Here is a 26,499-nt window from a genome sequence, read left to right on the forward strand (position 1 = left end):
GAGCAGATCATGAGCTGGCAGAAAAAAATCCTGCGTGTAAACCTGACCGAAGGCACCTGTACCCCTGAGCCGCTGAACATGGAGTGGGCGGCGGATTATCTGGGGCAGCGGGGCCTGGGTACAAAATATCTGGTGGAGGAGGTCGACCCGAAGGTCGATCCCGTGTCGCCGGACAACAAACTGATCTTCGCCACCGGTCCGCTGACCGGCACGGCTGCTTCGACCGGTGCGCGTTACTCGGTGGTCACCAAGGGCGCCCTCACCGGGGCCATCGCCTGTTCCAACTCGGGCGGCTACTTCGGTGCGGAGCTGAAATTCGCCGGTTGGGACATGATCATCTTCGAAGGCAAGGCGCCAAAACCGGTCTACCTCTATATCAACGATGATCAGGCCGAGCTGATCCCGGCGGACGGGATCTGGGGCAAGAGCGTCTGGGAGGCGGACAAGATCCTCCATGACCGGCATCAGGACCCGCAACTGAAGATCTCCGCCATCGGCCGGTCCGGCGAAGAGGGCGTGATGTACGCCTGCATCGTCAATGACCTGCACCGGGCAGCCGGACGTTCCGGAGTCGGCACCGTGATGGGGTCGAAAAACCTGAAGGCGGTCGCCGTGCGCGGCACCATTGGGGTCTCGGTCAAGGATCCGCAGCGCTTCATGCAGACCGTCACCGAGAAGAAAAAGATCCTGGCGGGGAATCCGGTGACCGGACAGGGCCTGCCCACCTACGGTACCCAGGTGTTGATGAACGTGATCAACGAGGTGGGTGCATTGCCCACCCGGAACTCCTCGGCGGTGCAGTTCGACGGCGCCTCCAAGATCTCCGGCGAGGCGATGCATGAGCCACGTGCCAGTGACGGCAAGACCAATCTGGTGACCAACCAGGCCTGCTTCGGCTGTACCATCGCCTGTGGCCGTATCTCACGGATCGACAAGGAGCACTACACGGTCAAGAACCGCCCCGAGTACTGGGGTGCCTCGGGTGGCCTGGAGTATGAGAATGCCTGGTCGCTGGGCGCCGATTGCGGGGTGGATGACCTGGATGCCCTCACCTTCGCCAACTACATATGCAATGAACAGGGGTTCGATCCGATCACCTTCGGCGCCACCCTGGCGGCCGCCATGGAGCTCTACGAAAAGGGGGTGATCACCGACGCGGATACCGGTGGCGTGAAGCTGAACTTCGGCTCCGCGGAGGCGCTCACCACCATGGCGGAGCAGGTGGGCAAAAATGAAGGTTTCGGCAAGATTCTCGGTCTGGGTTCCAAGCGGCTGTGCGAGAAATATGGCCATCCGGAGCTCTCCATGAGCGTCAAGGGACAGGAGTTCCCTGCCTACGATCCGCGCGGCATCCAGGGCATGGGGCTCACCTATGCCACCAGTAACCGGGGCGCCTGCCACTTGCGCAGCTACACCGTGGCATCGGAGATCCTCGGCATCCCGGAGAAGACCGATCCGCTGGTGACGGGAGGCAAGGCGGGGCTGGTGAAGGCGTTCCAGGATGCCACCGCGGCGGTGGATTCCAGCGGCCTCTGTCTGTTCACCACCTTCGCCTGGACCCTGGAGGATTTCTATCCCCAGATCGATGCCGCCTGCGAGGGGGAATGGACCCTGGAACGTCTGGCGCAGACCGGCGAACGGATCTGGAACCTGGAGCGCCAGTTCAACCTGGCGGCCGGCTTTACCGCCCAGGACGACACCCTGCCGAAGCGGATGCTGACCGAACCGGCCACCAGCGGACCGGCGAAGGGAAAGGTGAATGGGCTGGACCAGATGCTGCCCGAGTACTACGAGCTGCGTGGCTGGACCAAGGAGGGCGTGCCGACTTCGGACACCCTGCAGAATCTCGGTCTTTCATAAACCATCAGGGGTGAAACAGGGGAGAGTAGCCCGTCGCTGCTCTCCTCTGTTTTGTCCAGGGATGGACTTATCCAGCGAAGCACAGGGATGTGCGGGAGCGGCCCTTTCAGCCAAGGAGTATTGATCCATGCGACATGTCATCATCGGTGCAGGTCCGGCAGGCGTAACCGCTGCCGAAACCCTGCGTAAACAGGACCCGGCCGCGGAGGTGGTGCTGATCGGCGACGAGCCGGAACCCGCCTATTCGCGAATGGCCATTCCCTACTACCTGTCGAACAAGATCGGAGAGCGGGGCACTTACCTGCGTCACGATCCGGATCACCTGGATAAACTGGGCATCGGCCAGATACAGAGTCGGGTGACCCGGGTGGACGGCGCGGCAAAACAGCTGCAACTGGCCGGAAAGGACCCGGTCGGTTTTGACCGGCTGCTGCTGGCCACCGGCTCGAATCCGATCAAGCCGCCGATTCAGGGGTTGGATCAGCCCGGGGTGCACCACTGCTGGACCCTGGAGGACGCCCGCAACATCGTCAAATATGCCGAGCCGGGATCGCGCGTCGTGCTGATGGGTGCCGGTTTCATCGGTTGCATCATCATGGAGGCGCTGGTCGCCCGCGGCGTCAAACTGACGGTGGTGGAGATGGGGGACCGCATGGTACCGCGGATGATGGATCAGGCCTCCGGAAACCTGATAAAGCAGTGGTGTCTCGGCAAGGGGGTGGATGTGCACACCTCCACCCGGGTGCTGGGGGTCGAGACGAGCAACAGCGGCGGTGTCCGCTTCCGTCTCACCTGTGATCCGGTGGATGCCATCGATGCCGATCTGGTGGTGGTAGCGGCCGGGGTCAAGCCGGCAACCGGTTATCTGGACGGCAGTGGTATCGAGATCGGTCAGGGCGTGGTGGTCAACGACTTCCTCGAATCCTCGGTACCCGGCATCTATGCCGCCGGGGACACCTGCGAGGGTATGGATTGGGGCACCGGCCAGCGCGCTGTCCATGCCATCCAGCCGGTGGCCGCCGAAACCGGGCGTACCGCAGCGCTCAACATGTGTGGGCGGCCCACCCGCCACACCGGCAGCATGGCGATGAATGTGCTGGATACCCTGGGGCTGATCTCGGTATCCTATGGCCAGTGGATGGGGGTCGATGGGGGCGACGAGGTGCATCGGATCGATGAGTCGGCCTACCGCTATATCAAGCTGCAGTTCCAGGAGGACCGGCTGGTGGGGGCCATCACCCTCGGCATGACGGAACATGTCGGCGTGCTGCGTGGTCTGATACAGACCCGGCTGCCCCTGGGCAGATGGAAGCAGCACCTGATGGAGGACCCGACCCGGATCATGGAGGCATACCTCGGCGCCGCGCAGCTGACCGCCGGCTGAGGCCGGTCAGCGACCGTTAACGAGTTGATGGCAGCGCTAGGGTGGCTAAGCCAGCGGGGCGCATTCACCAAAAGTTGTAGGGTGGATAGGATGCAGTTTGGATATGTTGTAGGGCAGATAATACTCGGATGGGTCGGAGTCAAGCTGAACTGCTCCGGGAGCCCGCTGCGCCGTTTCGTGCAGCTTGACTCCGACCCCGGGTATTAAGTGACGACCGCGACCGGTATCAAATCTATGGCAGAGACAATACAAGCAACTATGAAGGTTAATTTTAAGTTATACGCCTCCCTGGGGCAGTACCTGCCGCCCGGCGCCGAGGACCACCAGATTGCCCTGGATGTGGATGCGGGAATCAGCCCCGCCCGACTGCTGGACCAGCAGGGCGTGCCGCAGGCGGAGGTGCACCTGGTGCTGGTCAACGGCGTATTCATCCCGCCCGGTCAACGGGACAATCCCCTTACGGAGGGCGACGAACTGGCGGTCTGGCCGGCGGTGGCCGGCGGGTGACCGGCGGCGTTGCCACGACGGGGGAGGGGGCGGCAAACAGGCCGGTCTCCAGCCGATTGCAGCGTGACATGGGACTCACCCTGAGTGACTTTGTCCGTTCACTGCCGCCCGCCATCGCGCCCCTGACCTATCGGCAGGAGGGACGTGTCTTCACTATCACCCATCCGCACGGTTCGATCATCATCACCCTGGGAGAGACCGGGCAGCGGCGCATCGCCTCCCTGAGCCTGCCGGTGACCCCGGTGGAGTTCGAGTTCGTCAGGCTGGATGCGTCCGATCGTGATCACTTTCTGCAGCGCTTTGACCGCTATTTTCATCGCGGCGGCGGTTGATTGTCGCCGCCGGGACGTCGTTCTAAGCCGCAGGTGACCAGTCTGTAGGATGCGGTGAGTGAAACGAACCGCATCGCATGGGGTTCCGGCATTGGTGCGGTTCGCAAGCTCACCGGCACCCTACGGGTCGACGTCGGCGGTTGGGGTTATGAGTTTCGTAGGGTGGGTTAGCGGCGCACAGGCACCAGACTTCCAGACCACGACAACACCCGGGCGCCGCGTAACCCACCGATCCCCCGACCGCCAAATGGTGGGTTACGGCGCGCGCACAGTGCAACGCAAACGGCCATCCCCTGCGCAGGGCGCGCCTAACCCACCCTACAAAACCTATTTTCATCGTGGCGGCGGTTGATCGTCGCCACCGGGACGCTGTTTGCAGGGGCAGATGGCCGCCGATTCAATTTGAATGGTGCGCTTGTACAGCTGGCGTACCGGTTCGTGGCAAAGAAAAACCACGTCGAGGTTGACCCCCGTTCGGCAGACCCGGATAATCCCCAGCTCGATTCCCCATCCAGGCGGTGGTGGTATCATCCAGGTAATGGCGGCCCGTATCGGTCCCCTCGCAACGAAAAACTGTCAACCCGGTCAGGCCCGGAAGGGAGCAGCCGCAGCAGTGGACTCGTGTGCCGGGGTGTGGCTGGTGCGGGCTGCCACCATTTACGACATATCCAGCAGCGTAGCCTGGATACAGTCGGCACCTCCCCTACCGAAACAACCACCTGCGGCATATTCCGGGATGCACCCGCCATCCCAAAACCACTTCCGGGTGTGAATACCGCCTGCCATTGAGGTACACTTCCCGCTCTGGTCAAATCCAACAAGTAGAGCTCGCAGGGAATCCATGTCATATCAGGTGCTAGCCCGCAAGTGGCGTCCGCGGATATTCAGTGAACTGGTGGGGCAGGCGCATGTCGTGCGCGCGCTCAGCAATGCCCTGGACAACGACCGGCTGCATCACGCCTACCTGTTCACCGGCACCCGGGGGGTCGGCAAGACCACCCTGGCGCGGATCTTCGCCAAATCGCTCAATTGCGAACACGGCGTCGGTTCCACCCCCTGCGGACAATGCAGTATCTGCCGCGAGATCGACGAGGGGCGCTTTGTCGATCTGCTGGAAGTGGACGCCGCCTCACGCACCAAGGTCGATCAGACCCGGGAGCTGCTGGAGAACGTCCCCTATGCGCCGGTCAGGGGCCGCTACAAGGTCTATCTGATCGACGAGGTCCACATGTTCTCCGACAGTAGCTTCAACGCCCTGTTGAAGACCCTGGAGGAGCCGCCGCCGCATGTGAAATTCCTCCTCGCCACCACCGATCCCCAGAAGGTGCCGGTCACGGTCCTGTCGCGCTGTCTGCAGTTCAACCTGAAACGGCTGCCGCTGGATCAGATCCAGGCGTATCTGAAGGAGTTGTTGAATCGCGAGGGCATTCAGCACGAGGATCGGGCGCTGCTGCTGCTGGCCAAGGGGGCGGACGGCAGCATGCGTGACGCCCTCAGCCTGCTGGATCAGGCGATCGGCTTTGGCGGCGGCAAGGTGCTGGAGAGTGATGTGCAGGCGATGCTCGGCAGCATCGCCCAGGACCGGGTGCATGACCTGCTGGACGCCCTGGCCGACCTGGATGCCAACCGGGTGATCGCGCTGGTGGGCGAACTGGCTGAGATGGCGCCGGACTTCGCCGGCGTGCTGCAGGACCTGCTCTCGCTGCTGCACCGGATCGCCCTGGTCCAGGCGGTGCCGGACGCCATGGACAACAGCGCCGGCGATGAGGCCCAGGTGCGCACCCTGGCGGAGAAACTGTCGCCCGGGGATGTGCAGCTGTTTTACCAGATCGGGCTGATCGGGCAACGCGATCTGCCGCTGGCACCGGACCCCCGGGCCGGGTTTGAGATGGTGCTGCTGCGTATGCTGGCCTTCCGCCCGCAGGGGGATGGGGAACGCCCGGCCAAGGGTCCGGAACGCGACGGGTCGGATAAAAAAAAACGCTCTGAAACGGCTCCGCGAGTCGCTGTAAGCGCTGCCACAAGGGCCGCGATCAGGCCGGACGCCAAGGCGGCCGGCCAGCCCGCCGCCTTGGCGAGCGTGGCACCCGCCCCGGAGCGCGTGGCGGTGGCGGCCGCGGCCATCCCGGAGCGTGCCGGGAATCCGGTTGAATTTCGCCACTGGCACCAGGTGGTGGATCTGCTCTCCCTGGGGGGCATCGCCAAGCAGTTGGCCAATAATTGTGTCTATGATTACTGGGACGGCGTGACCCTCAGCCTGAAATTGGATCAGGCCCACCAGCACATGCTGGTGGGCAGTACCGAACAGCGGCTGCATGCGGCGCTGCAAGCCCATCTCGGGCGCGAGCTCAAGCTGAAGATCACCCCGGAGAGCGTGCAGGCGGCGACCCCGGCCAAGATCCAGGCCCAGGCCGTGGCCGACCGGCAGCAGGCGGCCGAGGTGGCGATACGCGAAGACCCCATGGTGCTGGCCCTGGAGGCCGGGTTCGGGGCGGCCGTGATCCCGGGTTCGGTACGCCCGGTGGATGAGTCAACGGGGTAATCCCCCGGTCTACCGGGGGTAGTTAACTGTAAAGAGACAGCATTTTACTTTATCGAGGAATATCGGAATGAAAGGCGGTTTAGGCAACATCATGAAGCAGGCCCAGAAGATGCAGGCGGATCTGCAGAAGGCGCAGGAGCGCCTGGCCAAAGAGGAGGTGACCGGTGAGTCCGGCGGCGGACTGGTCAAGGTCACTCTGAATGGCAAGCACGAGGTGCGCCGGGTCGAGATCGACGAGTCGCTGCTGGGTGACGACAAGGAGATGCTGGAGGATCTGGTGGCCGCGGCGATGAACGACGCCGTGCACAAGGTGGCCGAGAAGACCCAGAACAGCATGAGCGACGTCACCTCCGGTATGGGGCTGCCCCCCGGTTTCAAGCTGCCGTTCTAGGCTGGCTCTGACCATGTCCAATCGTCCGCTGCTGGAACAGTTGATGGAGGCCCTGCGCTGTCTACCCGGGGTGGGGCCGAAATCCGCCCAGCGGATGGCGTTCTATCTGCTGGAGCGTGACCGGGAGGGCGGCCGGCTGCTGTCGCGGGTACTGGGCGAATCGATGGAGCGCATCGGCCATTGCAGCCGCTGCCGCACCCTCAGCGAGACTAATATCTGCAGCCTCTGCGGCAACCCGCGGCGGGATGACAGTCAACTCTGTGTGGTGGAGACCCCTGCCGAGGTGGTGGCCATTGAACAGGCCACCGATTTTCGCGGGCGCTATTTCGTGCTGGGCGGACACCTGTCGCCGCTGGACGGGATCGGCCCCCGGGAGATCGGCCTGGACCTGTTTGACCGGCGGCTGGCCGAGGGCCATATCCAGGAACTGATCCTGGCCACCAATCCCACCGTCGAGGGCGAGGCCACCGCCCACTATATCGGTGAGATGGCGCGGGCGAGGGGGGTCCGGGTGACCCGGATCGCCCACGGCGTCCCCCTGGGGGGGGATCTGGAGTACGTGGACGGGGGCACCCTCTCCCACGCCTTCAGCGGCCGCCGGGAGTTTTGAACCATGCGGGTGGCGTTCCTGTCTATCCATCCAATGGGCGGCCTCCAGGCTGATCACTCCCACTGTTCGGTATCCGCATGATCAACACCATCGGCAGCGCCTCTTACGATCCCGCCATCGCCCGCTCGCTGGTCCCTGTCCAGCCGGCCGCTCGGGGCGATGACCCGTCGCGCCGCGCCGCTCCGCCGTTGCCACCCCGGGCCGTCGTCCCGGCCGGCGAACTGCGCACCGGACTGGAGGGCCGGGCCGGCCTGATCTACCAGCAGAACCTCATGGACGACGGCATCAATGCCAAAAACCGCCAGGCCATCCGCGCCTATCGCACCCTCGAAGACGCCGAAGAGCGGGAGAAGGTGAGCCGTATGCTGGGGGTGGATGAATATGCCTGACAACGCATCAGTTCCACTGACCGGCCCCCACCCCATCGGGCGGTGACTCATGATACGGGCTCGCGAAAAAAATAAATTCCGGTATTCGGTCGCCACTGACCCCCTCCGTCTGCGTTACGCTTTTTGGCAAGGGCAGTTTCGTAGGGTGCCGGTGAGCTTGCGAACCGCACCAAAAAAGGGACGGATTCTCCCGCAGGGGTCGGAGTCAAGCCGTACACCAGCGGTGGGAAATGCTTCCATGACCGGGCGGCTTGACTCCGACCCCTTCACATCCTGACTTCGCGCGCTATCACCTGTTAATGTTGCTCCTCTCCTTTTGCCTGTAAACCGCTAGCGGTGCATTTCTTTTTCGGATAATTGTCTGGATAAAGTTCTGTGCCTGCGCTACGTTTAGTATCAGTTGTGACGAAACAAAAATAATGCTTCGCCGACCGGCTTCGACATAAACAACTCGCCAATCGCACTGGAACCAAGACATGATGAAACACAAGGGGAATCCCCTGCTGCAGCAATTGCTGGACAACCTGGCCGGATATCCCGATTCCGGATTCACCCCGGAGGAACGCACCCAGATCGAACAGATGCTGGGTTTATATTATCGTCACATCTCGGCGGTGGACCTGGAGTCCTCCACGATCGCCGACCTGGTGGGGGCGGTTATCGCCCACTGGCAGTTGCTGAAGGCGCGCAAGGGGGATGAACCGTCGGTGCGGGTCTATAACCCCAACTTTCAAGAGCACGGCTGGCAGAGCCCCCACACCATCATCGAGGTCGTCGCCACCGACCGGGTGTTCCTGGTGGATTCGCTCTCCATGGGTCTCAATCGGCAGGGGCTGACGATTCACCTGACTATCCATCCCCTGGTACGCACCGTGCGGGACAGCGCGGGACGCCTGCAGGAGATCAGGGCGCCAGGAGAGAAGGGGGGCGAGAAGGAGGGCGTGGTGGAGTCCCTGATCCACTTCGAAGTGGAGCGGCAGCTCTCCGCCGATGTGCTGCATGGGCTGGAAACGATGATTCGCGATGTGATCCGTGACGTCACCCACGCCAATACCGACTGGCAGGAGATAAAACAGCGGGTCACCGCGATCAGCGAAATCCTCGACCGGGATAAACTGCCGATCGATGCCACGAAGCAGTTTGAAGCCGGTGAGTTTCTCAAATGGATCAATAACGAGCATTTCACCTTCCTGGCCTATTGCGAATTCGATCTGGTCGGTACGGGGGAGGCCCCGGCGCTGCAGCTCAACAGCACCTCGCAGTTGGGGCTTTTTCGCGAATCCTGCCTCAATGACCAGCAGGCGGGGGCAGTCATACCGGTGGCCGGTGAATCCGCTATCGCCAGCCAGGAATTCCTGGTGGTGACCAAGTCCAATGCCAAGTCCACGGTACACCGCCCCGCCTACATGGATTTTATCGGCATCAAGCGTTTCAACCGGCAGGGCGAGGTGGATGGGCTCTATTGCCTGCTGGGCCTGTTTACCTCCGTGGCCTACAACAGCCCGCCGAAGGACATACCGCTGCTGCGGCAGAAGACCCGCGAGGTGATTCGACGCGCCGGTCTCTCCGCTTCCAGCCACTCGGGCAAGGCGCTGGACAACATCCTCGCTACCTTCCCGCGCGATGCACTGTTCCAGACCCCGGTGGATGAGCTGGAACGGCTGGCGATGGGTATCCTCGGTCTGCAGGAACGGCAGCGCACCCGCCTGTTCGTCACCCGGGACCTGTTCAAGCGCTTCTACTCCTGTCTGATCTACCTGCCCCGGGAACGCTACTCAAGGCGGTTGCGGCTGGCGGTCCAGAAGGTGCTGGTGAATGCACTGAACGGGACCGAGGTCGAATTCAGCACCCAGTTCACCGAATCGACCCTGGCGCGTATCCATCTGATCATCCACACGCCGGTCGGCGAGGAGATGGCGTGCAACCCGGCGGAGTTGGAGTCGCTGGTCATCGGCGCCACCACCACCTGGCGCGATGAACTGCATACCGCGCTCATCGAACAGTACGGCGAGGCGCAGGGTTCGGAGTATTACAAGATCTATGAGAACGCCTTCCCGAGCGGTTTTCGCGAAGACTTCTATCCGCGCACCGCGGCGGCCGATGTGGCGCGGATCGAACAGGCACGGCAGAGCGGTCATCTGGGCCTCCACTTCTACCGCCCGATACTCGAATCCTCCGAGTATGTTCATTGCCGGCTCTACTTTGCGGACAATCCGGTGCCGCTCTCGGATGTGATACCGATCCTGGAGAATATGGGCCTGACGGTATTCGGCGAACGGCCCTATCGGGTTCGCCATCGGGGTGGACACGTCTGGATACACGACTTCTCCATGCGCTACGCCGGCGGTCACGAACACCTGACCGACGAGATCAGCCGGCTGTTCCAGGAGGCATTCCTCAAGGTCTGGGAGGGCGAGGTCGACAATGACGGCTTCAATCAGCTGGTGCTGGATGCCGGGCTGATGTGGAAGGAGGTGGTGTTGCTGCGCGCCTATTCGCGCTATTTGAAACAGATCCATTTCCCCTTCAGCCGCTCCTACATCATCGAGAGTCTGACCCGCAACGCCGATATCACCCGCTTGCTGGTGGACCTATTCAATCTCAAGTTCAACCCGGCGCGCAAGGCGAGGGCATCGCAGATCGACGCCATCCTGCAGAAGATCGACACCCAGCTCGAAGCGGTGGCCAGCCTGGATCAGGACCGCATCCTGCGCAGCTATGTCAACATCATCCAGTCCACCCTGCGCAGCAACTTCTTCCAACCGGACGCCGAAGGGCGGCTCAAGTCCTACATCTCGTTCAAGGTCGACCCGCGCCAGGTGAGTGGCATGCCCCTGCCGATGCCGATGTTCGAGATCTTTGTCTTCTCCTCGCGCATGGAGGGGGTGCACCTGCGCGGCGGCAAGGTGGCCCGTGGCGGACTGCGCTGGTCCGACCGGATGGAGGATTTCCGCACCGAGGTGCTGGGCCTGATGAAGGCGCAGATGGTGAAGAACACGGTGATCGTGCCGGTCGGTTCCAAGGGCGGCTTTATCGTCAAACGCCCCCTGGAGGGACTGGAGCGCGAGCAGATGATGGAAGAGGTGGTGTACTGTTATCGCACCCTGCTCAAGGGGATGCTGGATATCACCGACAACCTGAAGGATGGCAAGGTGCTGCCACCGGTCGACGTGGCGCGCTACGACGAGGATGACCCCTATCTGGTGGTGGCGGCGGACAAGGGAACCGCCACTTTCTCCGACATCGCCAACGGCTTGGCCGCCGAGTACGGCTACTGGCTGGGGGATGCCTTCGCCTCCGGCGGCTCGGTCGGCTATGACCACAAAAAGATGGGCATCACCGCGCGTGGCGCCTGGGAATCGGTCAAACGCAATTTCCGCGAGCTGGGGGTCGACATCCAGAACAGCGATTTCCGCGTGTTGGGGATCGGTGACATGTCGGGTGACGTGTTCGGCAACGGCATGCTGCTGTCCCGGCATATCAAGCTGGTGGCGGCGTTCAACCACCAGCACATCTTCCTCGATCCGGATCCCGATCCGGAGCGCTCATACAAGGAGCGCAAGCGGCTGTTCAAGCTGGCACGCTCCAGCTGGACCGACTACGACAAAGGCCTGCTGTCGGCGGGTGGCGGCATCTTCCCACGCAGCGCCAAGTCCATCACCCTGAGCGATGAGGTGAAGGCGATGACCGGCGCCAAGGTGGACCGGATGACGCCCACCGAACTGATCAGCCTGCTGCTCAAGTCCCCGGTCGATCTGATCTGGAACGGCGGTATCGGCACCTATATCAAATCCGAACTGGAGAGCCACGGGGACGTCGGCGACAAGGCCAACGATTCGCTGCGGGTGAACGGCAACGAGCTGCGCTGCAAGGTGGTGGGCGAGGGCGGCAACCTGGGCGTCACCCAGCTGGGGCGGATCGAGTTTGCCAACAAGGGCGGGCTGATTTATACCGACGCCATCGACAACTCGGCCGGGGTCGACTGTTCCGACCACGAGGTCAACATCAAGATCCTCCTGGGCCAGGTGGTGGCCAACGGCGACATGACCGAAAAACAGCGCAACAGACTGCTGGTGCAGATGACCGACGAGGTGGCCGAACTGGTACTGGCGGACAACTACGCCCAGACCCAGTCGATCAGTATGGTGTTCTCCGAGGCGCCCGAGCGTCTCAACGAACATAGCCGCTTCATTGACTTTCTGGAGGGCGAAGGGCGGCTCAATCGGGCGCTGGAGTATCTGCCCAGCAAAAAGGTGATCGCCGAACGCCATGCGGAGAAGCGCGGCCTCACCAAACCGGAAGTGGCGGTCCTGCTCGCCTACAGCAAAATGACCTACTTCGATGCCCTGATCCACTCCGATATCCCGGATGATGAATTCCTCGAAGTCGAGCTGATGGACTACTTCCCCAAGGCCCTGGGTGAGCGCTTCAGCAAGGAGATGCGCTCGCATCAGCTGAAGCGGGAGATCATCTCCACCCACCTGACCAACAGCATCGTGGATCACATCGGCCCCGGATTCGGCTTCCGCGTGCGCGAGGAGGTGGGGACCAATATCGCCGGGGTCACCCGCGCCTATCTGTCGGCCAGCAAGATCTTCTCCACCGATCAGCTGTGGCGTGAGATCGAGGCGCTGGATAACCAGGTGGCCGCCTCGGTGCAACTGGAGATGATGCGCATGATGGCCCGCCTGCTGGAGCAGAGCGTGCTGTGGATACTGCGGTCGCGTCAGAAAATCGTGGTACGCGACCTGGTGGATTACTTCCAGGAAGGGGTCCAGGAGCTGCTGGAGCAGATGCCGAAACCCCTCGCCTCCAAGGATCGGCTGACCCTGAACCGGCAGATCAAATATTACCTGAACGCCGGCGTGCCCCGCGAAGTGGCGCAACAGGTGAGCCGCACCGTGATGCTGGCATCGGCCATGGATCTGGTGGAGGTCGCCAGGCAGCGAAAGCGGCAGATCCAGGTGGTCGCCTCCCTCTATTACAACCTCGGTTCCACCCTGGAATTTCACTGGGTGCGTGACCAGATCGCCAAGCTGGCGGAGCAGAGCCACTGGCACAGCATGGCCAAGACACGCCTGATCAATACCCTGAACCGGCACCAGCGGGAGCTCACTTCGCAGATACTGGCCACCACCGTGAAGAAACAGAAAAACGCCAGGAAGATGATCGAGCAGTGGGCCGAAGAGTACCGCTTCGCCTACAATCGGCATCAGAGAACCATTACCGACCTGAAGGCCCGCACCTCGGTCGATTTTGCCATGATGTCCGTGGTGGTGGCGGGGGTCGGCACCCTGTTGAAATCGGATATCTAGGAGAGGGGTGTGGTGAACACCGCGAACCGCATCGATGACCATGGTGCGGTTTGTTTCACTCACCGGATCCCGCGGCGGATCGATGATCGCGGCGGGGCGGACCGCACCCACTGAACGGCGCCTTATGGATCGTGTTCTACGTGTAGGATGGGTGGAGGCGCACAACCTCCGTTGTTGGAGACTCTCCGTAGCCAGGGCGCGCCGTAACCCATCTTCGGATGAACCCGGACGATGGGTGACATGCCGGGCGGGTGCCGCTGCACCGATTGATGGGTTCCGTCGTTTCTGCTCCACCCGCCCTATGCCCCTGCAAGGACGTAGGGTGGTTAAACGCATCCGCAAAACTAACCCAACCGTTATCAAATCGTGAACTTTCCGTGATCCAAGCCGGATCTCCCTCCTGTTTAATTACCTCAAGCCAGCCGCCGGGAGCGAATCCGCGTCGCCGCTGGCAATCGTGCCGAAGGGCGAACAAAACCTCTCAGGGAGAAGATCATGTCAAACAAATCCACCGCACTGAAAATCTGCACCATGGCCATCATGTTGTCCGCCGCCGGTATCGCCACCGCGGCTGAAATGGTCAAGGACGGCTCCGGGCAGCCGGTCATGGGCGTCACCCAGCCGATGATGGCCGACAAGATGGACAAGATGGACAACATGGAAAAGAAACCGATGATGGACGACAAGATGGAAAAGAAACCGATGATGGACGACAAGATGGACAAGAAAACCATGATGGATGACAAAATGGAAAAGAAGCCCATGATGGACGACAAGATGAAGAAGTAGGGGGTAACCGCTTGGTAGGGTGGGCACGTCGTTTGTGCCCACGCTGACAGGTTTGAATGCGCTATGTTCCTCGTTCCCACGCTCCGCGTGGGAATGCATACCCAAGGAGCGAAGCGACGTGCCATCAATCCCGGTCGATAGTTGCCCTCGACCCCGATGGGCACACGCCGGCTTTTTCCTCGTTCCCACTCTCCACGTGGGAACGCATACAGGGGTCCAGAGCACGTCTTTCAGCCATTAGCCACCCCTCGGAAGGCCATGTATCATGTATCCAGCGCCAGCGGCAGAGCGAACCTCACCCATGACCCATCGCGTACTGATCATCGAAGATGACCCGGACATCGCCCGGCTGGTACGCATGCACCTGGATGACATCGACTGCCAGGCGGATATCATCGGCGATGGCAGGGAAGGGGTCAGCCGATTCAACCACGGCCACTACGACCTGGTGGTACTGGACCTGATGCTGCCGGGCATGGACGGGCTGGCCGTCTGCCGCGAGATCCGCAAGAGCGAGGGTTACGTACCCATCCTCATGCTCACCGCCAAATCCTCCGAACTGGACCGTGTGCTGGGCCTGGAGATGGGGGCAGACGACTACCTCACCAAGCCGTTCAGCGTGCTGGAGCTGCAGGCCCGCATCAAGGCGCTGTTTCGCCGCACCGAGGCGCTGACCAGCCAGCGGACGAACCCACCGGAACAGGCGGTCATCGACCGCGGCGATATCGTCATCGATGTCACCCGCCACCAGGTACAGGTACGCGGCGAGCCGGTGGAGCTGACCGCCCGCGAGTTCGATCTGCTGCTGCACTTCGCCAGCCATCCCGGCTCGGTCTACTCGCGCATCCAGCTGCTGGACTCGGTGTGGGGCTATAACCATGAAGGCTACGAACACACCGTCAACACCCACATCAACCGGCTGCGCACCAAGATCGAGGCCGACCCCGCCAATCCCCAATACATCCTCACGGTCTGGGGTGTCGGCTACAAGTTCGCCGAGACATGCTGAGGACCCTCTACGCCAAACTGGCGGCCGGACTGGTGGTGCTGTTCGTCACCATCGGGCTGCTGTATGCCGTCATCAGCACCACCGCCACCAAGTACTACCTGCAGGAGGTCAACCAGTCCTTCAACAAGGAACTGGCGCGCAACCTGGTCATGGACCGCAACCTGGTGGCAGAGGGGCGGATCAACCAGGAGGCGCTGAAGGAGACCTTCCACCAATACATGGTGATCAACCCCAGTATCGAGATCTACCTGCTGGATCTCGATGGCAAGATCCTCGCCTACTCGGCCGATCCCGGCAAGGTGAAGCGCAACAATGTCTCCCTGACGCCGCTGAAGGCGTTTCTCGAAGGATCGGAAGCCTACCCCCTGCTGGGTGACGACCCGCGCAGCCACGACGGCCAGAAGGCGTTCTCCGTCACCCCGGTGCCCACCACCGCCCACCCGGAGGGCTACCTCTACGTGGTGCTGCGCGGCGAGGAGTTCGACTCGGTGGACAAGGTGATCCGCGAGAGCTACTTCATGCGGCTCAGCGGCTGGGCCGTGGTGGTGAGCCTCGGCATGGGCCTGCTGGTCGGCCTGATCGTGCTGCGGCTGCTGACCCGTCGGCTGCACCGGCTGTCACGGCTGATGGCCGATTTCCACCAGAGCAACTTCATCTCCCACCAGCCCTACCTGCTGGAACAGAAACGACCGAGTGACGAGGTCGACCGGCTCGGCCTCACCTTCGACCAGATGGCCACGCACATCCAGAATCAGCTGGAGCAGCTCAAGGAGCAGGACAGCCTGCGGCGCAAACTGGTGGCCCAGGTCTCGCATGATCTCCGAACCCCGCTCGCCTCCATGCTCGGCTACCTGGAGTCCCTGGAGCTGAAGGGCAGCGACATGGTCGAGGCCGAGCGCCGGGAATACACCGGCATCGCGCTGCGCCAGGCGCGGCGCCTCTCCCGGCAGGTCGACGAACTGTTTGAACTGGCCAGCCTGGATGCCCGTGAAACCCAGCCCCATTGCGAACCCTTTGCCGCCGCCGAACTGGTGCAGGACGTGGTGCAGAAATACCGCCTGCGCGCCGAACAACAGCGGATCGAACTCGGCATGAACCCGCCCCCGGCGCTCCCCTTCGTCTACGCCGATATCGGCCTGACCGAGCGGGTGCTGGAAAACCTGATCGAAAACGCCTTCACCCACACCGACAGCGGCGGCGCCATCACCCTCTCCCTGACGGCGGAACAGCACGGCGTCGCCATCACCGTGCAGGACACCGGCTGCGGCATCAACCCGGAAGACCTGCCGCACATCTTCGACCCCTTCTACCAGTCCGCCAAAAAACGCACCTCCGGCGAACACGCCGGCGTCGGCCTGGCCATCGCCAAGCGCATCATGACCCTGCAGCAAGGGGAGATCCGGGTGGAGTCCACGCCCGGCAGCGGCAGCACATTTACCTTCATCCTGCCGCTGGCGGCGGTGCTGATGCCGGCGGAGTGATAAATGGGCGACTGGTGTAACTTCTCGATTGGGTAAACCCGATCATTGCAAAAATCAACCTGTAGGAGCGGCGCCTCGCCGCGAAATCGGACCGGGGCGGGCCTCCTACAGTGTGCAATGCTCAACTCCACCAGCGGTGCATCCCAGGAAACCAGCAACATGTCTATTTCATCCGGCAGATAACGGGGTGAAATAAATCATTGGGTCATGATTAATGCAACTATTGGGTAAACAGTCGATCACCATGTAGGAACGGCTCCGCCGCGATTCGTAGTCGAAGAGAAATTATTTCACCTCCCGGTCATTGTCTGGTAGGCTGTTGAGATATAAGAAATATCTGCTTGGCGGGATGCTGAATTAACCTCCAGTCCAGTGTTTCAACCGAGTCAGAGGAACTGAAAAAGGCAGGGCAATGGGTAAAACGATAAGTTGCATATTACAAATAATGCGTGAGCAACATTTTTCGGGAAATGCGCGAGACGTATGATTAACGTTTGGATTGAGCGAGTGGTTTATGGCAGACGAGTACCCAAATCAGGCGATATTCGAGCGCGACGATTTCACGTGCCGCTATTGCGGATGGCGCGGTGATCGCGATTTCAGTAACTGGTTTGTTGCAAACCTAAGCATTGACCACATTAAACCCGTGTCCGCAGGCGGAACTGATAGCGAAGCAAATCTGGTTGTTGCTTGTCACAGTTGTAATTTGTACAAAGGTTCGCATGTGTGCGAATCCTTCGAGGAAGCAAAGGCTTTTGTAGAACTCAAGCGTGCCCAAGCTGAGAAATGGTTCAACAAGCATGTGCTTAAGAGATAAGGTGTCCAATCGTTCAATCTTAGAGGGCTCTGACTCATTTAGTTCTTTAGTTCTTTAGGTGATCCCGTACGAAAGAGGTAGAGCTATATGAAAGCTAAGGACTTCGGTAAGAAATTTGACAAAGGCAAGGAAGACATCATTGATGATCTCGATCTTTCGACAGCGCGCCGTGTCAGCCAGGAACAAAAGCGTATCAATGTCGACTTTCCGTCCTGGGTCGTAGAGTCTCTGGATCGTGAAGCCGCTCGTATAGGTGTTACACGGCAGTCAATTATTAAAGTCTGGCTGGTTGAGCGTCTAAGGGCTGAAGCCGCGAATAAACTGCCAAATGGAAACGCCACCAGCGGCGTACATTAGCGGGGAGTTGGGTATGGAAGATGATCTATGGCGAAGACGAATATGGATCATATGATGATGGCCATATATGCCAGGTATGCGTTGATCCAGGATAGGTGGGGAGGCTTAAGGGCTTTGACCTCTTTAGTGAAGGTGCAATGAAAATTAGTGTGTACTTCGTAGTTTTCTCTCTTGTCTTTTTTTCGCTTCACGTAGCAGAGGCCAAAAAGCTTTATCGCTATCAAGATGAAAACGGGAAATGGTTATTCAGCGATGCCCCACTTAAAGACAGTGAGTCAGATAAAGGTAGTCTTGTCTCGGTAGAGCGAATGGACGTTAATAGCCACAACAAAAAACTCCATTACCTCCAGAACAAAACCTCAGATAACACCTATCAGATTAAATTCATCAATGGCTATGCTGGGCCGGTAGAAGTTCGCCTTGAGTCAAACGTATTCAAGAACAGTGCCTCTCGGCCTCGGCTGCCCACATCCTTTGTTCTGGATGCGGGTGAGAAGCGTCATGTTGCCACTATATGGCCAGAGAATAGGCGCGATGACTGGAGTTTTAGCCTGAGGTATAGCCATACTCTTGGGAGGCCCATTTCAGGTAATGGTATAACGGATCTCTACCGCATCCCGTTTGTCAGCAGGGGAGGGCGCTTAATATCTCAAGGATTTAACGGAGGGCGGACTCACAATGATGATCACAGTCGCTATGCCGTTGATATTGCACTACCTATTGGTACGCCCATTATCGCCGCACGAGCAGGGATTGTGGTGGACGTGGCGGAAGATTTTATAAGTGGGGGAACTGACAGGAAGCGTTTTGGGGAAAAGGCCAATTTTGTCCGAATTCTTCACGATGATGACACCATGGCCACCTATGCCCATTTATCACTTGAATCCGTGGCTATTAAACCTGGGCAGCGAGTAAAAGGAGGGCAATTAATTGCCCTTTCAGGGAATACAGGTTATTCAAGTGGCCCCCATTTGCATTTTGCTGTGACTAAGAATGCGGGAATGAGGGAGGTCTCCATACCCTTCAGGTTTTTTGATGGTACGGGTGCAATTGTCATCCCCAGCGAAGGGAGCAAACTTATCAGTCAAGGCACACATTAAGGGCTCCATCTGTTTTCATTTCAGATCGCCCAAGTCTGATTCCATAGGTATGATCCCATAGATACGGGGGGCTGCGGCCAGTAGTGGTCAAAGGCCGGAAAATGAGGCATCATGAAGAAAAATCGCCGTATGAGACGATCGATAGCCTTCAGGAAGCGGGCCCGAAACCAGTGACACGGAAGACCTTCCTGCGCTATCACCCCGAATAGCGAACCGCCGGGCAACCGGTAAAAAAACAAATGCTTATTAATCTAGGGTTGGGCACCCTATCGAGGGCGGCTCAATTCAACAGACATTTATGACGCATGCGGAGCACGCGGCATAAATGCTTAACTGTTGGGCAGCACCCGGTACTAGTTGAGTTGGACTGCTTGCAAGCGCATGAGCGATGAACTGACAACCGACGAACACGAATTGATTGAGACGCTCCCGGGCCCGCCGGAGATGGCAGAGATTCGCGCATCAAACGTTTGGATTGTGGAGTGGCTTCCGGCGAATGAAACCCCAACTGGGCGATTGCTGCACGATTGGATGAAGGAGCGGCGCCAAGGATGGTCCGCATACTTCTCTTGTGGAAGCAAGAATGACGTCATCGCTGCAATCAAGAAGGCAACAGAACGGGCTCAGCGCTCTGAGTTGCGCCCGGTGCTCCACCTAGAGTCCCACGGCGGTGTCGCGGGGCTCGAAGGACCGAACGGAAGCAGCGGCACCGATCTGCTGGCCTGGGATGAGTTGACCGAACCTTTGCAGGAGTTGAATCTTGCAACGCGGTGCAACTTGGTAGTGGTTGTCGCCGCTTGTACCGGATTTGCTGGAATTCAGGCGCTACGCCGCGGCCCTCGTGCTCCTGCTGTCGCATTAGTGGGGCCTGATGCACCTGTGATGCCGACCAATCTGCTCTGGGGGGCCAAGGAGTTCTACAGACGCTGGCTCGACCAGAAGCCAAGACTGGCTGACATTGCCGAAAGCGCTTCTCGCGAAGCTGGCACGGTCACTTTTGAATGGGAGCCCTTTGCTATCCTAGCTTACGATGCGTTGGTTGAATGTCTCGTTAAGTCAATGCGCCCCGCTGAGCGGCTTAAGCGCACGGAGAGAATTCGACAGCGCATGCTCACCGAGACCGGCTTGCCGGAAAGAGAAGTCGAGGCCCGGTTAGCCGTCATGCCGCCTCTGCCTCCGTGGCAGGGGTTGCAGCAGACTTGGGATGAGATGTTCATGATCGACCTTGATCCGACCAATGGGGAACGGTTCGGGCTAGATATGAGATCCATCGTGGATCGGATCACTGTGGGTTGAAGTTGCCAGGTGAAATCGCAAAGGAAGATGGCTTTAGTAGCGATGTTACCCGGATTGGTCATTGGGGTACCTGATTAGAAAGAAAGGTCAGCCAAGTTCCATCATTCCCGCAGAAGCGGGAACCCAGCCGCAACTCGAGGTGCCAGCAAACCCTGGATTCCCGCCTTCGCGGGAATGACGGGTGCTGATGCTCCGGTCCGGTACGCGTAGCTGACGTTCATTGCTAATCAGGTTGGGGTATGGGCAATCTGGAGCTGACGTTACGCACGCCGGAAGACTGGCAAAGGGCAAAAACACTGGTGGAACAGAGCTATCAGGCTACCTAATTGCATTAGGAAGCTACAGAATTCTAAGAATATTTGTTGTGGGAGGTACACCCATGTCTGACCAGGATGCGTTGAAGATCAAGTTCCACACCACCTTCGTCGAAAAGATCAATTTCGCCTGCCATCAAAGCGCCTTTGCGGTGTTGAGGGAGTTGCAGATTGAGAATCTGGATAACGACGAGGATCTGTCTGATCTGTCGATTGTCCTGGAGGCGTCGCCGGGATTCTTGAAACAGAAGACATGGACAGTAGACCGGCTCGCGGCGGGTGGTCTGCTTTCCATGAAAGACCGTGACCTTGAGCTGGATGGCGGCTTTCTGTTCGGGCTCACCGAGTCCATGCGCGGGACGGTGACTATTCGCGTCAACCGTGCCGGTGCCATCCTGGCTGAACAGGTGATCAACGTGGAGCTGCTGGCCTGCAACGAGTGGGGAGGCGCGGGCTTTATGCCGGAATTGCTGGCTGCGTTCTGCACGCCCAACGACCCGGCGGTGGATCGGCTACTGGGCCAGGCCAGCCGGATTCTCCGCAAGGCGGGCAAGCCGGATGCTATCGATGGCTATAGCACCAACAGCCGTGAGCGGATATGGCTGATGGCGTCTGCGATTTACTCTGCCGTAGTCAAAATGCAATTGGGTTACGCCTTGCCGCCCGCCAGTTTTGAGCAAAATGGCCAAAAAATCCGCCTGCCCGGCCAGATTGAGAGTGGCAAGGTGGCCACTTGCCTTGATACCACACTGCTGTTTGCAGCTGCGTTTGAGCAGGCGCGCCTGAATCCCCTAGTGGTAGTCACTGAGGGGCACGCGCTGGTGGGGATTTGGTTGCAACCAGAGGACCTGTCCAGCGTGGTGGTGGATGAAGCAGAAACCCTCCGGCAGCGTATTCCCCTCAAAGAGCTGATTCTGATTGAGACCACCCTGGCCACGTCTCATCCGGCGGTGCCTTTCTCGCAGGCGGTAAAGGTGGGCAATCAGGTGGTGTCTCTGGAAAAAGATAATGAATTTGTCGCGGCGATCGATATCCGCCGTGCCAGAGGGCATCGCATTAATCCCATCAGCCTCAAGTCTCTGTCATCCAATGTGATTGGAGCAGACAGTGAGAGCGAGATCATCGAACCGGGGCTAGAGGATGCGCCTGTGTTGCCCTCCAATCCCGTCATTGTGGAGGAGCATGCTCCCGAAAACACGCCTAGCGGTCGCCTGGACCGTTGGCAGCGCAAGTTGCTGGACTTATCGGCTCGCAACCCGCTACTGAATCACAAGCCCGGTAAAAGCAGTTTGTCCATTGTTTGTGGTGATCCTGGTGCGCTTGAAGATGTGCTGGCAACAGGGGCGAGGATATCTATTGCACCGTTTCCGAAATTCCAGACCCAGGATCAGGACGAAGAGATCTATCGTCAGCGTACCGGTGAGGATCTGAAGGAGGTTTATGCACGGGATGCCCTGACCAAGAAGCAGGTGCTGGTCGAGCTGACTCAGGAAGAGTTGGATAAACGCGCCGTCGAGATCTACCGCAAGGCGCAAACGTCCCTGAAGGAAGGTGGCTCCAATACCCTGTTCCTGGCTGTAGGTTTTCTGTTCTGGAAGCAGAAGGAGAAAGACAACCGCCGCTATCGTGCCCCACTGATTCTGTTGCCGGTTTCGCTGGAGCGGAAATCCGTGCGTAGTGGCGTGAAGATCACCTCCAATGATGACGAACCCCGATTCAACACCACCTTGCTGGAGATGCTGAAGAAGGACTTTGGTATCGAGATTAACGGCCTGCATAGCGCCTTGCCGCAAGACCATAGTGGTGTGGATGTGGAGGGTGTTTGGAACCGGGTCCGGCAGGCGATTAAGGATGTACCGGGTTTCGAGGTGGTGGAAGAGGTGGTGCTTGGCCATTTCTCGTTCGCCAAGTACCTGATGTGGAAGGATCTGGTTGATCGCTCCGAGGCGCTGAGAGTGAGCCCAGTGGTGAAGCATCTGCTGGATACCCCCAGGGAGCCCTACGAAAGCGATATCCGTTTTGTGGATCCCGGAGATATTGATAAGGAGTACACCCCGGCGGATCTGCTGACGCCGCTGCCGGCGGATTCCTCGCAAATGTCTGCCATTGCCACGGCAGACCGTGGTAAGGATTTTGTCATTATCGGGCCGCCGGGGACCGGCAAAAGCCAGACCATCGGCAACCTTATCGCCCACATGATGGGCAAGGGTAAGAAGGTGCTGTTTGTGTCGGAGAAAACCGCCGCGCTGGAGGTGGTGCACCGCCGCCTGAAGGGTATCGGCCTGGGGCAGTTCTGCCTGGAGTTGCACTCCAACAAGGCGAAAAAGGCGGATGTTCTGGATCAACTGCGGACTTCCTGGAACAGCTTCTCTCAGTCCCGGGTGAGTGACTGGCAGGCAGAGGCGAAGCGCCTGAAAACCCTGCGGGACCGCCTGAACCGGGTGGTGAACGCCCTGCACGAACGCCGCCGCAACGGGTTGACGGCCCACTATGCCATTGGCGTGAAGGTGCGCGATGGGGACCTGGCGGCCAAGGTGAAGCTGGGCTGGCCCAATGCGGATTATCACGACGCTCAGCAGCTTCAGAAGCTGCGGGACATGGCCGAACTGCTGTGCGTGCAGGCCAGAGCGGTAGGCAATCTTGCCGATCATCCCCTGAAAGCCATCACCAATTACGATTGGCGGCCTCAGTGGCAGGAAGAGGTGGTTGGTTCTGCCAGACAGTTACAGGCCAGCGCGGATCATGTGGCCCGCGATTTGTCAGCCATGGAAAAGGCGTTAGGAATAAGCCTTGGCACTGTGAACCTAGCCAAACTGGCAGCGGCTGCGGAGTGCGGTCAGGTATTGCTGGATGCCTACCGCAAACAGGCCTCTTTTGCGCTGGAACCGGATGCGCCGGATCGTCTGGATGCACTGGAAGCGGCGGTCGCGCAACTGAAAGCCTATATCGAGACTCAGGCGCGACTCAGTTGCAGTTATGAAGCGCTGGCCTGGCAGAAGCTTGATGCGGATAGTCTCGAGAAGTCATGGGCCGAGGCGAACGACACCTGGTGGCCCAAGAGTTTCTTTGCCAAGCGCAAGGTGCTGAAGCAGATGCGCGAGGGCGGCGCCCAGGGCGATCCGAATCCGGATAACGACATTGCGGTGCTGAAGCAGCTGCGGGAAACTGGCAGGAATATCGACCGTCTAGATGGTGTTCTGAAGGGATTGAGTGAGTGGGACTCCTATAACTCTGACCCGGATGCGATTGCTTCGCTGAAACTGCTCGGCTCCCGTGCCCGTGTTGCTGTGGGCAAGCTGGCGGATGATGCGGAATCGTTGGCCACCTTGCGCTCCAAGATCCGCACGCTGCTTTACGATGCCAATGATTTGCTGGCACCGGATGCGCCCGTTGGCCGGGTGATTACGGATTTCCTGGCTTCACTGGAGAGTTTCAACGCTATCAAAGGACAGTTCCAGGGTTTGATAGGCAGTGCGCTGGGTACCCAGCTGTCGGCTGACTCCCCGGCGCTTGAGGCTGTGGGGGCTCTTTGTCAGGAGATTGTGAAGCACCATATTTCCCTGAAGGACTGGTGTGCCTGGGTGCGGCGACGTTCCGAGGCGCTGGACTTCCAGCTGGGGCCGCTGGTCGAGGCCATTGAAAATGGAGGCGTAGCGGCTGGAGAGGTGTTCGATGTGTTCGAGGCCGCTTACTGCGCCTGGTGGTCATCTGCGGTGATCGGTGAGGATGAGGTACTCAGAACCTTCTCTTCGCCTGAGCATGAAGCGGCGATCCAGCACTTCAGGGAGCTGGATACGCAATTCAGTGACTTAACGGCGCAGTACATTGCGGCAAAACTCGCGGGTGAAATACCGGACCCTGATGACATCAAGCGCAGTTCCTCCTGGGGTGTTTTGCGCCATGAGCTGCAGAAGAAGACCCGACACAAGCCGGTTCGGGAGATGATGGAGGAGATTCCGGATGTTGTTACATCCCTCGCACCGTGCTTAATGATGTCTCCCCTGTCGATTGCCCAGTTCCTGTCCGCCGGGCAAGCGCTGTTTGATGTGGTGATCTTCGATGAGGCTTCCCAGATTACGGTCTGGGATGCGGTGGGTTCCCTGGCGCGAGGCAAGCAAGTGATTGTTGCCGGTGACCCCAAGCAAATGCCGCCTACCAACTTCTTCGCCCGGTCAGATGATGATCCGGATGGCGATGTGGACACAGAGGGTGATCTGGAGAGTATTCTGGATGAGCTGATTGGGGCAAGTATTCCTCAACGTGTTCTCAACCTGCATTATCGTTCGCGACGAGAGAGCCTGATTGCTTTCTCCAACAGTCGCTATTACCACAGCTCACTGATTACCTTCCCGGCCCCGGTACACCCGGATAAGGGCGTGTCACTGGTGCGGCCAGAGGGCTTTTATGCCCGAGGCAAGGCGCGTCACAACCAGGGCGAAGCCAAGGCGATTGTGGCCGAAATCGTGCGCAGGCTGACATCGTCCGATTCTGCTGTGCGCAATCAGTCCATTGGTGTGGTGACCTTCAATACGGAACAGCAGACCTTGATTGAGGATTTGCTGGATAAGGCCCGCTCGGATGCTCCGTCCATTGAGTGGGCATTCTCCGAGGATGTCATCCTGGAACCGGTATTCGTGAAAAACCTGGAGACGGTGCAGGGTGATGAGCGGGATGTTATTCTGTTCAGTATTACCTACGGCCCCGACGAAGCCGGCCACGTCACTATGAACTTTGGCCCGCTTAACCGAACCGGTGGCGAACGGCGTCTGAACGTAGCCATGACCCGGGCACGTTCAGAGATGATGGTGTTTTCAACCATGCCGCCAGAGCGTATCGACTTGGCCAGAACGCAGGCCCGGGCGGTTGCTGATCTCAAGCATTTCCTGGAGTATGCAGAGCGCGGCGCTTCGGCTCTGGGAGCCGCTGTTCACGGTTCCATGGGGGACTTTGAGTCGCCGTTTGAAGTCGCAGTCGCCAGGGCGCTTCAGGACAAGGGCTGGACCCTCCACCCTCAAATTGGTGTATCTGCGTACCGAATCGACCTGGGCATTGTGCATCCCGATGAACCGGGCCTCTATCTGGCGGGTATTGAGTGCGATGGTGCGATGTACCACAGCTCCGCGTACGCCCGAGAACGAGATAAAATCCGCCAAGCGGTGCTTGAAAGTCTGGGTTGGACCCTGTTCCGGGTGTGGTCTACGGATTGGTGGACAAACCGCACCAAAGCGCTGGACGAACTGCACGTTGCCTTGACTCAACACCTCGAGAAGGTGCGTGAAGAAATAGCGCAGAAGGCGGCGTTGGCTGAGAAAGAGGTCGTTGATGCAGTTCCTTCAGCCAAGCCCGAAGAGCCCTCTAAGGAAAGGGGTGACGCTAATCAGAATGGCATCATTACGCATTATTCTCGGGCGACTTTGTCAGGATTTGATGTCGATCCTGAACAGTTCTACCAGCCAGAGTATGATGGCTTGATCAAGGACATGGTTCTGCATGTGATTGATAGCGAAGGCCCGATACATGAGGAAGTCCTGGTGCGGAGAATTGCGCGCGAACATGGTTTTCAACGTGCAGGGCGACAAATCCGGGATAGGGTTATACAAGCCGCTGACAAGGACCGAAATAGTACCCAGGAGGATGTGGGTAGCTTCTACTGGCCCAGTTTAGATGGGAATCCATCTATACAATTTGCTCGCACACGGGGACGAGATGATGATACTAAAAAACTGGACTATATCTGCGGGGAGGAACTCACCCAGATCCTCCGTGATTGTAATGATAGTGGCCAGTTTGTCGAGTTTTCTCAGGCACTTGGCATATCACGTCTGACGCAGCAGATGAGAGCCAGGTTAGCTGCAGTATCTTCGGCGGTTACATCCAGAAATGAGGAGGTTTAAACAAAAAAGAAACAAAAAAGTGACGGAGGGAATATTATTTATTCCCTCCGTCACCTTATTATTGAAAAGCAACGCAATATTCTCTTAACTAAGTAGCATTCGGCTCTGACCT

General features: G+C 59.3%; 17 protein-coding genes and 1 other RNA gene. All 18 read left to right on the top strand.

All coding sequences use genetic code 11. From position 1 onward, the window contains the following. Positions 1-9: 9 nt before the first annotated feature. The 18 genes from O9K64_RS13230 (at position 10) to O9K64_RS13315 (ending at position 26,387) form a co-directional block, all read left to right on the top strand. The gene (locus O9K64_RS13230; RefSeq protein WP_275098551.1) at positions 10-1,860 is read left to right on the top strand and encodes an aldehyde ferredoxin oxidoreductase family protein; all 1,851 of its coding nucleotides are present in this window, start codon (positions 10-12) and stop codon (positions 1,858-1,860) included. A gap of 127 nt (positions 1,861-1,987) precedes the next feature. Next, complete coding sequence (locus tag O9K64_RS13235; protein ID WP_275098552.1) at positions 1,988-3,244, top strand: NAD(P)/FAD-dependent oxidoreductase; 1,257 nt, start codon at positions 1,988-1,990, stop codon at positions 3,242-3,244. A 258-nt stretch (positions 3,245-3,502) separates the two neighbouring features. Beyond that, a complete protein-coding gene (gene thiS, locus O9K64_RS13240; RefSeq protein ID WP_275098553.1) occupies positions 3,503-3,751 on the top strand; it encodes a sulfur carrier protein ThiS in 249 nt (82 codons plus the stop codon). Further along, complete coding sequence (locus O9K64_RS13245) at positions 3,748-4,083, top strand: hypothetical protein (RefSeq protein ID WP_275098554.1); 336 nt, start codon at positions 3,748-3,750, stop codon at positions 4,081-4,083. The genes thiS and O9K64_RS13245 overlap by 4 nt, the downstream gene beginning before the upstream one ends. Before the next feature lie 549 nt (positions 4,084-4,632). Continuing rightward, an RNA gene (ffs, locus tag O9K64_RS13250) (signal recognition particle sRNA small type) lies at positions 4,633-4,729 on the top strand. A gap of 195 nt (positions 4,730-4,924) precedes the next feature. Then, positions 4,925-6,625: a DNA polymerase III subunit gamma/tau gene (dnaX, locus tag O9K64_RS13255; protein WP_275098555.1), complete on the top strand. Its 1,701-nt coding sequence runs from the start codon at positions 4,925-4,927 to the stop codon at positions 6,623-6,625. A gap of 67 nt (positions 6,626-6,692) precedes the next feature. Further along, positions 6,693-7,016, top strand: a complete 324-nt coding sequence (locus O9K64_RS13260) for a YbaB/EbfC family nucleoid-associated protein (protein WP_260293247.1) — start codon at positions 6,693-6,695, stop codon at positions 7,014-7,016. Between the two features lie 13 nt (positions 7,017-7,029). Further along, positions 7,030-7,626: a recombination mediator RecR gene (recR, locus tag O9K64_RS13265; RefSeq protein ID WP_275098556.1), complete on the top strand. Its 597-nt coding sequence runs from the start codon at positions 7,030-7,032 to the stop codon at positions 7,624-7,626. A gap of 77 nt (positions 7,627-7,703) precedes the next feature. Beyond that, positions 7,704-8,015: a hypothetical protein gene (locus tag O9K64_RS13270; protein ID WP_275098557.1), complete on the top strand. Its 312-nt coding sequence runs from the start codon at positions 7,704-7,706 to the stop codon at positions 8,013-8,015. A 476-nt stretch (positions 8,016-8,491) separates the two neighbouring features. Further along, entirely contained in the window at positions 8,492-13,330 is a 4,839-nt protein-coding gene (locus tag O9K64_RS13275) for an NAD-glutamate dehydrogenase (protein WP_275098558.1), read from the top strand. Between the two features lie 495 nt (positions 13,331-13,825). Continuing rightward, positions 13,826-14,119, top strand: a complete 294-nt coding sequence (locus O9K64_RS13280; RefSeq protein WP_275098559.1) for a hypothetical protein — start codon at positions 13,826-13,828, stop codon at positions 14,117-14,119. 301 nt (positions 14,120-14,420) lie between these two features. Further along, positions 14,421-15,128, top strand: a complete 708-nt coding sequence (locus O9K64_RS13285; RefSeq protein ID WP_275098560.1) for a response regulator transcription factor — start codon at positions 14,421-14,423, stop codon at positions 15,126-15,128. Then, positions 15,122-16,609 (top strand): ATP-binding protein, encoded by a 1,488-nt coding sequence (locus O9K64_RS13290; protein ID WP_275098561.1) that lies wholly within the window; start codon positions 15,122-15,124, stop codon positions 16,607-16,609. The genes O9K64_RS13285 and O9K64_RS13290 overlap by 7 nt, the downstream gene beginning before the upstream one ends. A 514-nt stretch (positions 16,610-17,123) precedes the next feature. Continuing rightward, on the top strand, positions 17,124-17,426 hold the full coding sequence (locus O9K64_RS13295) for an HNH endonuclease (RefSeq protein WP_275098562.1): 303 nt from the start codon (positions 17,124-17,126) through the stop codon (positions 17,424-17,426). An 87-nt stretch (positions 17,427-17,513) separates the two neighbouring features. Then, positions 17,514-17,783 (top strand): type II toxin-antitoxin system BrnA family antitoxin, encoded by a 270-nt coding sequence (brnA, locus tag O9K64_RS13300; protein ID WP_275098563.1) that lies wholly within the window; start codon positions 17,514-17,516, stop codon positions 17,781-17,783. Positions 17,784-17,920: 137 nt separating this feature from the next. Further along, positions 17,921-18,883, top strand: a complete 963-nt coding sequence (locus O9K64_RS13305; RefSeq protein WP_275098564.1) for a M23 family metallopeptidase — start codon at positions 17,921-17,923, stop codon at positions 18,881-18,883. A 381-nt stretch (positions 18,884-19,264) separates the two neighbouring features. Further along, positions 19,265-20,179: a hypothetical protein gene (locus O9K64_RS13310; protein ID WP_275098565.1), complete on the top strand. Its 915-nt coding sequence runs from the start codon at positions 19,265-19,267 to the stop codon at positions 20,177-20,179. A gap of 379 nt (positions 20,180-20,558) precedes the next feature. Continuing rightward, positions 20,559-26,387: a DUF3320 domain-containing protein gene (locus O9K64_RS13315; RefSeq protein WP_275098566.1), complete on the top strand. Its 5,829-nt coding sequence runs from the start codon at positions 20,559-20,561 to the stop codon at positions 26,385-26,387. The last annotated feature ends 112 nt before the right edge of the window (positions 26,388-26,499 follow it).

This window comes from Sedimenticola hydrogenitrophicus, assembly GCF_029017505.1.
GTDB classification, from domain to species: domain Bacteria; phylum Pseudomonadota; class Gammaproteobacteria; order Chromatiales; family Chromatiaceae; genus Sedimenticola; species Sedimenticola hydrogenitrophicus_A.